Below are 14,430 nucleotides of genomic sequence, written 5' to 3'. Positions count from 1 at the left end.
GGTCACCCGCCCTTCATGGGAGAGAAGAGGAAAGTGAACTCCGCTGGGGCGGCGTGGAGTTGGTACTGGGGGAGCACTCCGGGGCCGCAGGACTGCGAGCCGATGCCCTGCTGCCCGTGGTCGAGGTTGACCCAGACCGTGTCGCTGGGCACCAGGTCCGTCGGATGCTCTGCGGCGTCCACCCGCTCGGTGGACCAGCGACGGGCCGTGAACCAGAACTCCGGTTCGCCCGCCACCCGCAGCCCGCCGATCTCGGCCCAACGGACGGCGGCCCGTGCGCCGTTCTCCTGCGGCCGGACGTACGGCGTCTGCATCTCGTCGACATCCGAGTGCCACAGGCCGACCATGGAGGCGGTCGCGGTGTCCGGATAGGCCTCGCCGGGGCCGCCGCCGAACCACTTGGTGGCGTCGGCCGAACGCGGCAGTCCCAGGCGGATGCCCAGGCGGGGCAGTGGCAGCCGCCAGGTGCCATCGGGCGTGACGGAGACGGTCAGTTGCAGCCGGGTTCCGTCCGACGTCCACCGGTAGCCGACCGCGAGCCCGGCCTCGCGGGCCGCGGGCGCCACGCGGGTCCGTACCGTCAGTGCGTCGCCGGTCAACTCCACGGCGTCCAGGCGGTGTTGCATCCGGTGCAGGCCCAGCTCGCGCCAGAGCACGCCGTAGCGCGCGTCGGGCTGCCAGGGGGCGCCGTTGTCGTTGTCCGTCGGGGCCCGCCAGACGTCCAGGCGCGGGGCGTGGGTGAAACCGACGGGGCCGACGGTGCGCAGCTCCCCGGTGCGGGCGTCGAAGGAGGCCGGGCCGAGGGTGATCAGCCGCTCGCCGCGGTGCGGCCGGTCACCCACGGCGGGGGCGGCCCGCTGGCGCGGCGTCACCACGAACTGGCCCCAGGCGACCTGATGGTTGATGTCGGCCACGGACATGGCCCGTACGGTCCACTGCGTCTCAGCGCCCCCGCCGTCCGTCAGCGGCGGCGGGAGCTTGACCTCCGCCTGCTCCCCGGGCGCCAGCGGCGGCACCGGCAGCGGACCGGCCTTCACCGTGTCCCCGTCCACCTGGAAGGACCACTCGAAGGTGAGATGGGCGAGGTCCGAGAAGTCGTATCCGTTGGTGATCAGGACCGTCCCGGCCGCGCCGTCGCCCTCGATCCGTACCGGCTCGATGACCTTCTTGTACTCGATCAGGCCGGGGGACGGGGTGCGGTCGGGGAAGAGCAGTCCGTCGCAGACGAAGTTGCCGTCGTGCAGCTCCTCGCCGAAGTCGCCGCCGTACGCGTACCCCAGCTCGGCGTGGGCCAGGCCGTGGTCGATCCACTCCCAGACGAAGCCGCCCTGGTTGCGGGCGTGCGTCTCGAAGAGACGCTGGTACTCGGCCAGTCCGCCGGGTCCGTTGCCCATCGCGTGCCCGTACTCGCAGAGGATGAAGGGGAGTTCACGGCGCTTGTGGGTGCCGCCGTCCTGGCGGCGGCCGATCAGGTCGACCTCGGCGTGCGGCGGGTACATCCGCGAGTACATGTCGGTGTCGCGGCAGTCGATGTCGCCTTCGTAGTGGATGAGGCGCGAGCTGTCCCGCTCGCGCGTCCACGCGGCCATGGCGGTGAGGCCGCGGCCTGTGCCCGCCTCGTTGCCGAGCGACCAGATGACGACCGAGGGGTGGTTCTTGTCGCGCTCGACCATCCGGGCCGCCCGGTCCAGGAGGGCCGGGGTCCAGCGGTCGTCGTCCACCGGGTTGTCGCGCCAGCCCTGTTCGACGAAGCCGTGGGTCTCCAGGTCGCACTCGTCGATGACCCACAACCCGTACTCGTCGCAGAGCGACAGGAACGCGGGGTGCGGCGGGTAGTGGCTGGTCCGTACGGCGTTGATGTTGTGCCGCTTCATCAGCTCCACGTCGTGGCGCATGGTGTCCAGGTCCAGCGTCCGGCCCGTCTCGGGGTGGAACTCGTGCCGGTTCACGCCGCGGAACAGCACGCGCCTGCCGTTGACCTTGATCACGCCGTCCTCGACGCACACCGTACGGAACCCGACGCGCAGCGGCACCCGCTCGCCCGCGGTCGCCAGCTCACCGTCGTACAGCCGGGGCGTCTCGGCGGTCCACGGTTCGACGGCGACCGTCACCGACTCGCCCGTGGCCACCTCGACCCCCAGCTCGGGCACGGTCACCCGGCCGGGGACCTCGCTCTCGACCCGCAGCGTGCCCTCGCCGCTGACATGGTCGTACGACGCGTGTACGAAGAAGTCGCCGACCGAGCCCGGCGGGCGGTGCAGCAGGGTCACCTCGCGGAAGATACCCGGCAGCCACCACTGGTCCTGGTCCTCCAGATACGAGCCCGCCGACCACTGGTGCACCCGCACGGCCAGCACATTGCCGCGCGGCCTCAGCAGCGCGCCGACCGCGAACTCGTGCGGCAGTCGGGAGCCCTGGAACTCGCCCAGGTCCTCGCCGTTCAGCCACACCTTCGCGCAGGACTCGACGCCGTCGAAGCGCAGCACCGTGTCCCCGTCGCCCGGCCAGTCATCGGGCAGGTCGAAGACCCGCAGGTGGTCGCCGGTGGGGTTCTCGGTCGGTACCCGTGGCGGGTCGACCGGGAAGGGGTACAGATGGTTGGTGTAGATCGGCGTGCCGTACACCCCGTCGCCCTGCAGCACCCAGTGCCCCGGAACCGCCACCTCACCCCAGTCCCCGGCGTCGTACCCGACGGCCGCGAACGAGGCGTCCTCGGCGTCGGCCGTAGGCGACAGCCTGAAGCGCCAACTTCCGTTGAGGGAAAGGGACGCGGCATCGGACTCGGGGTACCAGGCGCGTGGCGGGAGCGTCCCGCGGCCGGGCGACACGGTTTCGACGTACGAAAAGGTCATGCTTCTCCTCGGTCAGCCCTTGATGCCGGTCTGTGCGACCCCCTGCACCAGCCAGCGCTGGAGGAAGAGGAACACGAACACCAGGGGCAGAATGGAAATCGCGGTGGCCATGAAGATCAGATGGAAGTTGACGGTCTGGTTGGTCATGTAGGAGGACAGCGCGACCTGTACGGTCCAGGCCTCCTGGTCCTGGCCGATGACCAGCGGCCACAGGAAGGCGTTCCAGCCGGAGATGAAGGTGATGACGGCGATCGCCGCGAAGAAGTTCTTCGAGTTGGGGACGACGATCCGCCAGTACGCGCCCCAGTAGCTCAGCCCGTCCACCCGCGCCGCCTCCTCCAGCTCCTTGGGGAACCCCAGGAAGTACTGGCGGAAGAGGAAGCAGGTGAAGCCGGAGAACAGGCCGGGCACGATCAGCCCCTGGTAGCTGGAGACCCAGCCGAGCGACGACACCAGCACAAAGCTCGGGACGAAGGTGACGGCCGCCGGGACCATCAGGGTGCCCAGGACCAGATAGAAGATCTTGTTGGCGTGCCGGTACGGGATACGGGCCAGGCCGTATCCGGCGAGCGAGCACACCAGCAGCGTGCCCAGAGTGTGCGCGACGCCGACGACCCAGGAGTTCCACAGGGCGGTGCCGAAGGGCACCAAGTCGTCCGAGAAGAGCTCGGAGATATTCCCCCACTGGATATCCGAGGGGAAGAACTGCCATTCCTCGCCGGTGATTTCGGCGTCCGTGGACAGGGCGTTGCGGACGATCAGATAGAAGGGGACCAGGAAGAGCAGGGCGCACAGGGCGGTGGCGGCGTACAGGCCCGCGCTGCCGAAGGCGCCGCGCCGGTTGGCCGGGGCGGTGGTCGCCTTCCTCGCGGTGGTGGTCACTTTCTTCGCGGCGGTGGTCACTTGGCATCGTCCCCTCTGCCGAAGCCGAGGAACCGGCCCTGGAGCAGGGTCACGGCACAGATCAGCACGGTCAGGATCATCGCTCCGGCGCTGCCGCGCCCGTAGTCCTGGTTCTCGCCGAGCGCCATCTTGTACAGCTCCACCAGGGGTGGCTGGCCCCAGGTGGCCTTGGCCAGCAGGTTGTAGAACTCGTCGAAGGCCTGATAGGCGGCCACGAGCAGGAGCAGGATCACCGCGGTCGAGGTGGCGCGCAGCTGGGGCAGGGTGATGTGCCAGAAGGTCTGCCAGCCGGGCCGGGCGCCGTCGATGGCGGCCGCCTCGTACAGTTCGTCGGGGATGTTCTGCAGCGCGGCCAGGAACAGGATCATGTAGAAGCCGGACTGCAGCCACAGCCGTACGGTGAGGATGACCAGCCAGTACCAGGGCGGGTTGGGGTTGGCCAGCCAGGCGATGTTCTCGATGCCGAACAGGTCAAGGACCGTGTTCATCAGGCCGAAGCGGACCCCGCTGAAGATGGACATCTTCCAGATCAGCGAGGCCGCGACGAACGACACCGCCGTCGGCAGGAAGAACACCGACCGGAAGAACGCCTTCATGAACCGCAGCCGGTGCACCATCAGCGCGAGCGCCAGCGAGAACGCCCAGGTGACCGGGACGACCAGCGCGGCGAACACGGTGAAGGTGCCCAGACTGCGGACGAAGTCGCCGTCCGAGAGCATGGTGGCGTAGTTGTCGAAGCCGACGAACTCGGTGGGGTTCACCGTCGCCCGCGCCTCGAAGAAGCTGAGCCACAGGCTCCAGCCGATCGGGATGTAGACGAAGACGAGCAGCCCGGCCAGGAAAGGGCCGGTGAACAGCCAGAAGCTCAAGGTGCGGCCGCGCACGCCGCGCTGGTGCCGGGCGGGGGCCGCCTCGGTGGGCGCGCGGCGTGGGACGCCGGTGCGGGTCTTCGTGGTGGAAGGGGTGGACATACCGGGCCGCCGCCTATCCGAAGAGCGACTTGAGCTCGCGGTTGATCTTCTTGTCGGCTTTGTCGAGTGCGGCCTCGGGCTTCATGTCGTTACGTACGGAGTCGGCGATGACGCCCTCCATGGCGTTGATCATGGACTGGGTCCAGTACGGGTTGTCGAAGTGCCCGTACTGCCCGGCCAGTTGCACGCCCTCGGCGGCGAGCCCCGTCTTGAGCTTGTCGGCCTTCGCGGCGATGGACTTGCGCGGCGGGATGTGGAAGCCGTAGTTCAGCGCCCAGTCCTCCTGGTGCTCCTTCTGGTCGATCCAGAGCCACTTCACATACTCCTTGGCCAGGTCGACGTCCTTGGCCTTGGCGCTGACGAACATCGACCAGCCGCCGTTGATGAGCGAGGGCTTGCCGCTGTCCGCGGCCTTCGGGAAGGGGATGATGCCGACGTCGTCGCCGTGGGCCTTGAGGATCGCGGGCATCGCCCACATCCCGCACCACTGCATCGCGGCGAGGCCCTGCGTGAAGGCCGAGGGGTCCCAGTAGTCGGCCGGTGCGTCGAGCAGCAGGCTGCCGCTGGTGAAGAGCTTCCGCAGGGTGGCCAGGCCCGCGGCGACCTCGTCCGTGTGGTAAGCGATCTCCTGCTTGTCGGTGAGTAGATCGGCCCCGCACGACCAGACCAGCGGCCGGGCGATGTCGGCCAGGTTGTTGCCGAGGAAGAGGCCCTTGACCTTGCCCGTGGTGAGTTTCGCCGCGGCCTCGACCAACTCGTCCAGCGTGCTGGGCGGCTGGAGCCCCGCCTTGTCCAGAAGCGACTTGCGGTAGTAGATGAACTTGGGGTCGTCGATCATCCGTATGCCCCAGATCTTGCCGTCCATGGTGTGCGAGGCGATGTCCGCCTCCACGAAGTCGTCCTGGACGGGCTTGATGATGTCGTCGAGCGGCACGATCTGCTTGGCCCGCACCATCTGGATCTGCGGGTGGAACTCGAAGACGTCCGGGGCCTTGGAGGACAGCAGGGCCGAGAACAGCTTGCTCTCGAAGTTGGAGCCCGTGATCCACTGGGTGGTGACGTTGGCCTGGTCGAAGCCCTTGGCGTACCGCTTGATCGCGTCCTGGGTGCCGGCCTCGCCGTACGCGTGGAAGTACTGGGTGAGTTCCTTGCCGGAGCCAGAGCCGCTGCCGCGCCCGGTGTTGCCGCCGCAGGCCGCGAGCGCGGCGAGTGAGGCGGCGCCTCCCAGGGTGCGCAACATGGTGCGGCGGGACGGGTTTCCGCTGTTCGGCATTCCGTGTGTCGGCGACATGGTGAAGGCGTCCTTGTCTCTCGAAGGGTCGTTCGTTGTTCGGGATACCGGACGGCCGGGTGGCCGTCCGGTATCCCAGGGGTTGCTACTGCCGTGTCCAGGACTGGTTCAGGCCGCCGTTGCAGCGGTACAGCACGACCTTGCTGCCGTCGGCAGTGGCCTGACCGCTGACGTCAAGGCACCGTCCGTCGGCCTCCAGGACGATCTGGCCGTTGCCGTTGAGCAGCCACTGCTGGTCGGGGCCGCCGTTGCAGTCCTGGGTGCCGAGCGTGCTGCCGTCGGCCGTGAGACAGCCGTTCGCACCGCTCAGGGTGCCGTCCGCGGCGTACGACCACTGCTGCTCGTCGCCGCCCGTGCAGGTGTTGATCGCCGAGCCGGTGAAGCACTTGCCGGACTGGCTGCCGACCAGGGCGCCGGTGAGCGCGGTCGGCGTGGACCGCTTGCCCTGGCCGAGCACGTAGGTGGTGACCGAGCGGGGCGTCAGGGTCGCGCTGGCGCTCGCCCCGTCGACCTGTGCGGGGGCCACATCGGACCAGTCCTCGGTGGCCGATGTGCGCACCGCGCGCTGCGGGGACAGCTTGGACTTGTTGTTGAAGTGCAGGTCGAGCGGGGTCTCGGTGGTGTTGTGGTTGTTCACGACGACCACCCAGCGGCCGTCCACGTCGTAAGCGGAGGCCTCGACCCCGGCCGGTACCCCGGTGATGTCGTGGGCCCGCGAGCCCTGCTTGACGAACTTGCTGTACTGGCCGAGCGCGTAGTACCGCTTCGTCGTGTAGAGCTTCTGGTTGCCGCCTGCCGCGTACTCCTTGTCGTAGTAGAGCAGTCCGTCGTTCCAGCCGTTGTCGTTCTTCCGCCCGTGCTCGGTGTCCAGCTCGGTGGTGCCGGACATGTTGGACACGGCCGTCCACCAGTGGAACGCCGAGTCATGGGCGGTCGCGAAGTCCTTGTGGATGATGCGGGACATCAGCAGGGCGTTGTCGATGGTGGGGTCGTACTCCTTGTTCCAGCCCGTGCCGCCCTTGCCGAAGCAGCAGATCTCGGTCGCCCACGGCTGCTTGCCGAACGCCTTGGACGTCTCGTAGACCCTGGCGAGTGAGCCGTCGCCCGGATTGTTGTACGTGTGGTGGGCGAGCTTGGCGACGTACTGGGCGGTGCCCTCCTCTGCCAGCCACTGGGGCACCTCGCTGTTGAAGCCGTCGGTGCTGCTCGACTCGTCGGCGATCAGCCCGGTGCCGAGGCCGCGCTTGGCGAGCTCGGCGCCCACGGCGCGTACGATCGCGCCGCGCTGGCCGACGTCGACCAGCATGCCCTCCTGGCCGCAGCCGGCGAAGCTGTTGGCGGGCTCGTTGAACGGGCTGAGGTAGTCCAGGTCGACACCCTTGCCCTTGAAGTGCTCGGTGACATCGGCCAGATACCGCGCGAAGTCCTCGATATGCGCGTCGTCCAGATGGCCGCCACAGCTCTGGCCGTTGGTCTTCCACCGGGCCGGGGCGCTGTTGACGAAGCCGATGATGTCCTGAACGCCGTACGTGGCCGCGTACTTGACGAAAGTCTGGCCACCGGCGTCCTCGGACCAGTCGTAGGAGCCGTCGTCATTGAGGAAGTCCTCGGGGGCGCGCTCCGGAGTGGTGACGGCGGTGCCGCCGCCACCGATGTTGTAGCGGTAGCTGCTCAGATCAAGCCCGCCCTGGCTGAACAGCAGCTTCGCCGCCTCGGCTTGGGCCTCGGGCGAGAAGTTAGCGAGGTCGTTCACCCACCAGGCGCCGGAGGCACCGATGTTGTCGATGGTCTGGGCCGGATGCGGCGACACCTCGGCGGCCTGAGGTGCGGCGGCCTCGGGCGGCTGGTCCGCCGACGCGGCGGCGGGGGTCAGGGCGGTGGCTGCCAGGGCGAGCGTCGCGCAGGCGCTGGCTACGGGTAGGCGAAGGCGGCTCTTGCGGTTGGTCCTCACGCCGGTTCTGCCGGTTCTCACACCGGTCGTACGGGGCATGGGGCATCCCTTCGTCGACTATGAAGGCGTGCTGCGGGTCCTTGCCGTGCCGTTGGTACGGCGGCTCTTGTGTCCTACGGACGCCAGTGAGCCCTCAAGCGCGAAGGTCGCCGCGCCCAGGCTGACGGGGTCGGTCGGAATCGGGCTGAGCACGATCTCGGTGGCGGTGAGGGGGCGTGGCAGCGCATGCCGCGCCACCGCTTGGCGGACCTCGTCCAGGAGCGGACGGCCGAGCTTGACCGCCACCCAGCTGCTGAGCACGATCACTTCCGGATTGACCAGGTTGACCAGACCCGCGATGGCCGCGCCGAGATAGCGGGCGGTCTCCCGCACCACCCTGACCGCCACCGGGTCGCCCTCGGCGACCGCCGTGGCGAGCGCGTCGATGGTCGCGGTCTGGTCGTCGGGGTGCAACAGCGGGCTGTCCGGGCTCAGTTCGCGCAGATGCCGCATGATGCCGGGCGCCCCGACGTAGGTCTCGACACAGCCGTGGTTGCCGCAGTGACACGGCCGCCCGTCCAGGACGAGCGTCGTATGCCCCCACTCCCCGGCGGTGTTGGTGACCCCCCGGTGCAGGGCGCCGCCCAGGGCGAGCCCGGCCCCCACNCGACGCCCGGCACGCACCCTCGCCGCACGGCGCCACAGGACAGGTGGCTCCTTCCCCAAGCTCTCGGCTTCTCCCCCACTCTCGGCTCCGCTCGAGCGGGAGGTGCCCCCCTGAGCAGGGGAGACCCCATTCATGACCTGCAACGCCGCACGCCGAGAGCACGCACCGCCGGGACATCAGCCGCTTCGCGGCGGGCGCTGCGCCCGCGCTTCGCGCGGACGACGGGGGTTCAAAGACAGGCTCTGAGGTGCGGCCTCGCGGTCAGCCGATCGGTGCGTAGAGCACACCGAGTTTGTCGATCTCGTCCCCTGAGCGCCCCGTGAACCCGACGATCCGCCGTCCGGGTGGGGCGCTCAGGGTGACGCGGTCGGATGTGGCCGTACCGGCCGAGACCGTACGGCCCTGGTCGGTGGTGAACGCCGCGGAGAAGAGACGAGTCCTCCCGTCCTTCTTGCCCTTGCTGAGGGTGACCGAGGTGAGGTGCTCACCCGCGCCCAGCGTGAGGGACGCGGCGGTGCCGCCCGTACCGCCGTGGCGCAGCACCGTGCCGTCGTCGTGGGTGAGGGACAGAGCGTCCAGGCGCGCCGCGCCGCGCAGCGTGAGGGTACGCGGCGCCAGGGTCGCGGGCAGCCGGACGGCGTCGTTGAAGGCCGTGCCGTGCGGGCCGCCGAAGAAGTCACTGGCGCGCAGGCCGCCGTCTGGCAGGGACCAGGAGAAGCCGACCGCGTGCGGGTAGTGGTCGGAGAGGTGCTCGCCGTCGTCGCGCAGGAAGGAGCGCCAGGCGTTCTCGTAGCGGGTCGCGGTGAGGTGTACCAGGTCGCTGCCCCGGTACAGGACCTTGTCGACCACCTCGCAGTCGTCGGTGGGGGCGGCTTTGTCGCAGCCCAGCGTGTCGCTGCCGGGTGCGGGGATGTCGCCGCCGCGGATGAGGTCCACCCAGGGGTCGGCCAGGCCGTTGTCGTCCAGCAGGGTGCGGATGTTGTCGCCCGCGCGGGTGTAGCGGGTGTTGGTGTCGCCCATGACGATGACCGCGTTGCCTGCGGAGTTGGCCTGGATGAAGTCCGACAGCTGCACGATGTTGGCCCGGCGCGCGGCCAGCGCGGCATCGGTCACGTCGGCATTGGTGTGGACGTTGTACAGGTCGACGAAGACGCCTTCGGCCAGCCGCACGCGGGCGAGCGTGAAGCCCTTGGGCGTCAGGCAGTCCGCGTTGGTGCAGTTCTTCCAGCGCACCCGCTGGAAGTCCTCGAAGGGGTAGCCGGACAGTGTGTTGAGTCCGTCGCCGAAGCCCGCGCCGCCGCTGGTCGCGGTGCGGTGCGGGTGGCCGTCGTTCGCGTACAGGGCCGCGTGGTAGTTGAAGTCCTCCTGGACGTTGACGATGTCGTACGGGCCGAGGCGCTGCCCGATCAGCGGGGTGTTGGTCTCCGGGTCACTGTCGCCGAGCCCGGCGGGGAGGCCCGCGATGTTGTACGTGAGGACGTCGAAACTGCCGGAGTCGGCGGCCTCCGCCACGGCAGGCGCCGCCGTGGCGGGGGCCGTGCTCGCGGCCGTCAGACAGGTGAGGGCGAGCGCGCCCGCGGCGAGCGCGCTCAGGAGTCTTCTCATGGGGGCTCCATCGGGTCGGGGACGAAGGAGTGCACGGTCGTCGAACGGAACGTCTTACCGGGGCGCGGCACTGTCGTCGAACGGGAAGGTCTCACCGGGGCGCAGCACTGCCATCGGGAACGACGCCTGGTTGGGGGAGTCCGGAAAGGGCTCCCTCACGCGCCGACCCTGCGCTTGTTCCACACGTCGAACCCGACCGCCGCCAGCAGCACGAGGCCCTTGATGACCTGCTGCCAGTCGGTGCCGACACCGACGAGGTTCATGCCGTTGTTGAGCACACCGAGTACCAGGCCGCCGATGATCGCACCCAGTACGGTGCCGACGCCGCCGCTCATCGACGCGCCCCCGATGAACGCGGCCGCGATCGCCTCGAGTTCGAAGTTGAGTCCGGCCTTGGGCGAGGCCGCGTTGAAGCGCGCCGCGAACACCAGACCCGCCAGGGCGGCGAGCATACCCATGTTCACGAACACCAGGAAGGTGACCCGCTTGTCCTTCACGCCGGACAGCCTGGCCGCCGGGAGGTTGCCGCCGAGCGCGTACACATGGCGGCCGATGACGGCGTTGCGCATCACATAGCTGAACCCGACCAGCAGCGCCGCCAGGATCAGCAGGACCACGGGCGCGCCCTTGTAGCTGGCCAGCAGCAGGGTGAAGGCGGTGACGGCGGCCACCAACGCGGTGAGTTTGAGCAGGAACAGGTTCCGGGGGAGCACCTCAAGGGCGTACTCCTGCTGGCGCCTGCGGTCGCGCACCTCCTGCTGCACCACGAACAGGATCAGTGCGAGGCCGAGCAGGAGTGTGAGGTTGTGGTAGTTGGTGGTGGGTCCGGCTTCGGGCAGGAAGCCGTTGGCGACCTTCTGCAGCCCGCCGGGGAACGGGCCGAGTGTCTGGCCCTCCAGAACGATCTCGGTGAGCCCGCGGAAGAGCAGCATCCCGGCGAGTGTGACGATGAAGGACGGCAGTCCCAGATACGCGATGAAATAGCCCTGCATCGCGCCCGCGGCCAGTCCCAGGAGCAGCACCAGGACGACCGCGAGCGGCCAGGGCACCTGGTGCTCGGCCATCAGGACCGCGGACACCGCGCCCACGAAGGCGGTGAGCGAGCCGACCGACAGATCGATATGGCCCGAGATGATGACGATCATCATGCCGATCGCCAGGATCAGGATGTAGCTGTTCTGCAGCACCAGGTTGGAGACGTTGCGCGGCAGGAGCAGGTCGCCGCCCGTCCAGGCCGCGAACAGCGCGACGATCAGGCCGAGGGCGAACAGCATCCCGTACTGCCGCGTGTTGCGGCGGATGCCGTCGAGCAGCAGTCGGCCGAGACCGGGACCCGGTGCGTTCGGTTCTCCGGGCGGCGGGGCGTCGGCCGGTGTCTTGGCCGTCAGATGGGCGCTCATGGGTGGGACCGCTCTCTTTCGCTTCCCTCGGGGGCTTGAGGTTCTTGGGGGCGTGGTGAGTTTCTGGTCATGAACCGCATCAGGACTTCCTGGGAGGCCTCGGCGCGCGGGACCTCACCGGTGAGCCGTCCGGCGGCCATCGTGTAGATGCGGTCGCACATACCGAGCAGCTCGGGCAGTTCCGAGGAGATGAAGACGACGGCCTTGCCCTCGGCGGCCAGTTGGTCGATGACCGTGTAGATCTCGAACTTGGCGCCCACGTCGATGCCACGGGTCGGCTCGTCCAGGATCAGCACATCAGGACCCGCGAAGATCCACTTGCTGAGGACGACCTTCTGCTGGTTGCCGCCGGAGAGCCGCCCGACCGGTTCGAAGACATGCGGCGCCTTGATGTTCATGGACTGCCGGTAGCCCTCGGCGACCCGCCGCTCCTCGTGCGCGTCGACCACCCCGCGCCGGGCCACCTTCCCCAGCGCGCTCAGCGTGATGTTGCGGCCGATGGTGTCGATGAGGTTGAGCCCGTAGTGCTTGCGGTCCTCGGTGACGTACGCGATGCCGTGCTCCACCGCCTCCGGGACGGTCCTGGTGCGGATCTCCACCCCGTCCTTGAGGACCGTGCCGCCCGCGTACCGGCCGTAGGTGCGCCCGAAGACGCTCATCGCCAGCTCGGTGCGGCCCGCGCCCATCAGGCCCGCGATGCCGACGATCTCGCCGCGCCTGACCCGCAGCGAGACGGAGTCGACCACCTTGCGCTGCTGGTCGATCGGATGGTGCACCGTCCAGTCGCGGATCTCCAGGGCGGGCGCGGCGCCCGTCTCGGCGTCATGCGGGGTGCGCTCGGGGAAGCGGTGGTCGAGGTCGCGGCCGACCATGCCGCGGATGATCCGCTCCTCGGTGGTCTCGGCGGCCTTCACATCGAGGGTCTCGATGGTGCGGCCGTCCCGCAGGATCGTCACGGAGTCGGCGACTGCGGCGATCTCGTTCAGCTTGTGCGAGATGATGATCGAGGTGATGCCCTGGCCCTTCAACTCCAGGATCAGATCGAGGAGTTTGCCGCTGTCCTCGTCGTTCAGGGCCGCCGTCGGCTCGTCGAGAATGAGCAGCTTCACCTCCTTGGCCAGGGCCTTGGCGATCTCGACGAGCTGCTGCTTGCCGACACCGATGTCCGCGACCCGGGTCTGCGGATGCTCGCCCAGACCCACCCGGCCGAGCAGCTCGGTGGCGTGCCTCAGTGTGTCGTGCCAGTCGACGACACCGCGGCGGGAGTGCTCGTTGCCGAGGAAGATGTTCTCCGCGATGGACAGATACGGCACCAGGGCGAGCTCCTGGTGGATGATGACGATGCCGCGTCTCTCGCTGGCCCTGATGTCCTTGAACCGGCACGGCTCGCCCTGGAAGAGGATCTCCCCCTCGTAGCTGCCGTGCGGATGGACACCGCTGAGCACCTTCATCAGCGTCGACTTACCCGCGCCGTTCTCGCCGCAGATCGCATGGACCTCTCCCGCGCGGACGGTCAGCGAGACGTCCGACAGCGCCTTGACGCCGGGGAAGGTCTTGACGATGGAGCGCATCTCGAGAACGGAACTCGTCTCGACAGCGGAGCTCGTCTCCAGGTCGGGCCGTGCCGTGCTCACTTGAGGTCGCTCTCCTTCAGGTAGCCGGAGTCGATGAGCACGGGGCGGTAGTTGTCCTTGTCCACGCTGACCGGGTCGAGCAGATACGACGGCACGACCTTCTTCTCGTTGTCGTAGGTCTCGGTGTCGTTGACCTCGGGCTTCTTGCCGTTGAGTAGCGCGTCGACCATGTTCGCGCCGACCTTGGCGAGCTCCCGGGTGTCCTTGAAGACGGTCTGCGTCTGCTCGCCCTTGACGATCGACGCCACCGAGAGGGCCTCCGCGTCCTGGCCGGTGACCACCGGCAGCGGCTTGCTCTTGCTGCCGTAGTCATCGGATTTGAGGGCCGACAGGATGCCGATGGAGATCCCGTCGTACGGCGAGAGGACCGCGTCCACGCGCTCCTTGGAATAACTGGAGGTGAGCAGGTCGTCCATGCGCTTCTGCGCGGTGCCGCCGTCCCAGCGCAGGGTGGTGACCTGGTTGATCTTGGTTTGCTTGGACCTGACGACGAGCTTCTTGTCGTCGATGTAGGGCTTCAGGACGTTCATGGCGCCCTGGAAGAAGTAGCGCGTGTTGTTGTCGTCGTTGGAGCCCGCGAACAGCTCCAGATTGAACGGGCCCTTCTCCGAACCGTCCTTGAGCCCCAGCTTGTCCACGATGTACGTGCCCTGGAGCTCCCCGACCTTCTCGTTGTCGAAGGAGGCGTAGTAGTCGACGTTCTCACTGCCGAGGATGAGCCGGTCGTAGGAGACGACGGGGATGTCGGCGTCGGCGGCCTGTTGGAGCACGTTGCTCAGCGCACGCCCGTCGATGGCCGCGATCACCAGGGCGTCCACACCCTGGGTGATCATGTTCTCGATCTGTGAGACCTGCTGGTCGGTGTCGTCCTCGGCGTACTGGAGGGTGGTCTGGTAACCGTGACCCTTGAGCTGGGCGACCATGTTCTTGCCGTCGGCTATCCAGCGCTCGGAGGACTTGGTGGGCATCGCGATGCCCACCGTCATGTCCTTGGCGCTCTTGCTGTCCTTGTCCTCCTTGCTGCCGCCCTCGCTGCTCTGCCCGCAGGCGGTGAGGGAGAGGGACAGGGCGAGGGCGGCGACGGCGGCGGTGGTGATGCTGCGGGTGCTCATGGTCATCAGTCCTTGCGGGTCGTGTCGTCGAGAGCGGATGGGGCGGGGGCGGAGCTGTCCGTGCC

The 14,430-nt window shown here is 68.5% G+C and carries 9 protein-coding genes and 1 pseudogene; all 10 read right to left on the bottom strand.

Features of this window, described 5'->3' with window-relative positions:
- Positions 1-2: 2 nt before the first annotated feature.
- The gene (locus U9R90_RS02340) at positions 3-2,852 is read right to left on the bottom strand and encodes a glycoside hydrolase family 2 TIM barrel-domain containing protein (protein WP_411054668.1); all 2,850 of its coding nucleotides are present in this window, start codon (positions 2,850-2,852) and stop codon (positions 3-5) included.
- Between the two features lie 12 nt (positions 2,853-2,864).
- Complete coding sequence (locus tag U9R90_RS02335) at positions 2,865-3,734, bottom strand: carbohydrate ABC transporter permease (RefSeq protein WP_411057610.1); 870 nt, start codon at positions 3,732-3,734, stop codon at positions 2,865-2,867.
- Between the two features lie 17 nt (positions 3,735-3,751).
- Complete coding sequence (locus tag U9R90_RS02330) at positions 3,752-4,726, bottom strand: carbohydrate ABC transporter permease (protein WP_411054667.1); 975 nt, start codon at positions 4,724-4,726, stop codon at positions 3,752-3,754.
- Positions 4,727-4,739: 13 nt separating this feature from the next.
- A complete protein-coding gene (locus U9R90_RS02325) occupies positions 4,740-6,017 on the bottom strand; it encodes an ABC transporter substrate-binding protein (protein ID WP_411054666.1) in 1,278 nt (425 codons plus the stop codon).
- An 85-nt stretch (positions 6,018-6,102) separates the two neighbouring features.
- Complete coding sequence (locus tag U9R90_RS02320; protein WP_411054665.1) at positions 6,103-7,968, bottom strand: glycoside hydrolase; 1,866 nt, start codon at positions 7,966-7,968, stop codon at positions 6,103-6,105.
- A 57-nt stretch (positions 7,969-8,025) separates the two neighbouring features.
- Positions 8,026-8,652 (bottom strand): annotated as a pseudogene (locus U9R90_RS02315) (ROK family protein); the annotation flags it as partial.
- 223 nt (positions 8,653-8,875) lie between these two features.
- Positions 8,876-10,219: a jacalin-like lectin gene (locus tag U9R90_RS02310; RefSeq protein ID WP_411054664.1), complete on the bottom strand. Its 1,344-nt coding sequence runs from the start codon at positions 10,217-10,219 to the stop codon at positions 8,876-8,878.
- A gap of 155 nt (positions 10,220-10,374) precedes the next feature.
- Positions 10,375-11,619: a multiple monosaccharide ABC transporter permease gene (gene mmsB / locus U9R90_RS02305; protein ID WP_411054663.1), complete on the bottom strand. Its 1,245-nt coding sequence runs from the start codon at positions 11,617-11,619 to the stop codon at positions 10,375-10,377.
- Positions 11,616-13,190, bottom strand: a complete 1,575-nt coding sequence (gene mmsA, locus U9R90_RS02300; RefSeq protein WP_411057609.1) for a multiple monosaccharide ABC transporter ATP-binding protein — start codon at positions 13,188-13,190, stop codon at positions 11,616-11,618. The genes mmsB and mmsA overlap by 4 nt, the downstream gene beginning before the upstream one ends.
- Positions 13,191-13,249: 59 nt before the next feature.
- A complete protein-coding gene (chvE, locus tag U9R90_RS02295; protein WP_411054662.1) occupies positions 13,250-14,365 on the bottom strand; it encodes a multiple monosaccharide ABC transporter substrate-binding protein in 1,116 nt (371 codons plus the stop codon).
- Positions 14,366-14,430 lie beyond the last annotated feature (65 nt).

The sequence above is a fragment of the Streptomyces sp. E11-3 genome (assembly GCF_046540415.1).
Taxonomy (GTDB): Bacteria; Actinomycetota; Actinomycetes; order Streptomycetales; family Streptomycetaceae; genus Streptomyces.
The sequence above is the reverse complement of the archived record's forward strand: the minus strand, read 5'-3'. Positions and strand labels throughout refer to the sequence as shown.

What these genes read in the sequence shown, in the direction of transcription:
- mmsA (WP_411057609.1), bottom strand. Translation starts at nt 13,190, where the DNA reads ATGCGCTCCATCGTCAAGACCTTCCCCGGCGTCAAGGCGCTGTCGGAC.
- U9R90_RS02340 (WP_411054668.1), bottom strand. Translation starts at nt 2,852, where the DNA reads ATGACCTTTTCGTACGTCGAAACCGTGTCGCCCGGCCGCGGGACGCTC.
- U9R90_RS02330 (WP_411054667.1), bottom strand. Translation starts at nt 4,726, where the DNA reads ATGTCCACCCCTTCCACCACGAAGACCCGCACCGGCGTCCCACGCCGC.
- chvE (WP_411054662.1), bottom strand. Translation starts at nt 14,365, where the DNA reads ATGAGCACCCGCAGCATCACCACCGCCGCCGTCGCCGCCCTCGCCCTG.
- mmsB (WP_411054663.1), bottom strand. Translation starts at nt 11,619, where the DNA reads ATGAGCGCCCATCTGACGGCCAAGACACCGGCCGACGCCCCGCCGCCC.
- U9R90_RS02325 (WP_411054666.1), bottom strand. Translation starts at nt 6,017, where the DNA reads ATGTCGCCGACACACGGAATGCCGAACAGCGGAAACCCGTCCCGCCGC.
- U9R90_RS02310 (WP_411054664.1), bottom strand. Translation starts at nt 10,219, where the DNA reads ATGAGAAGACTCCTGAGCGCGCTCGCCGCGGGCGCGCTCGCCCTCACC.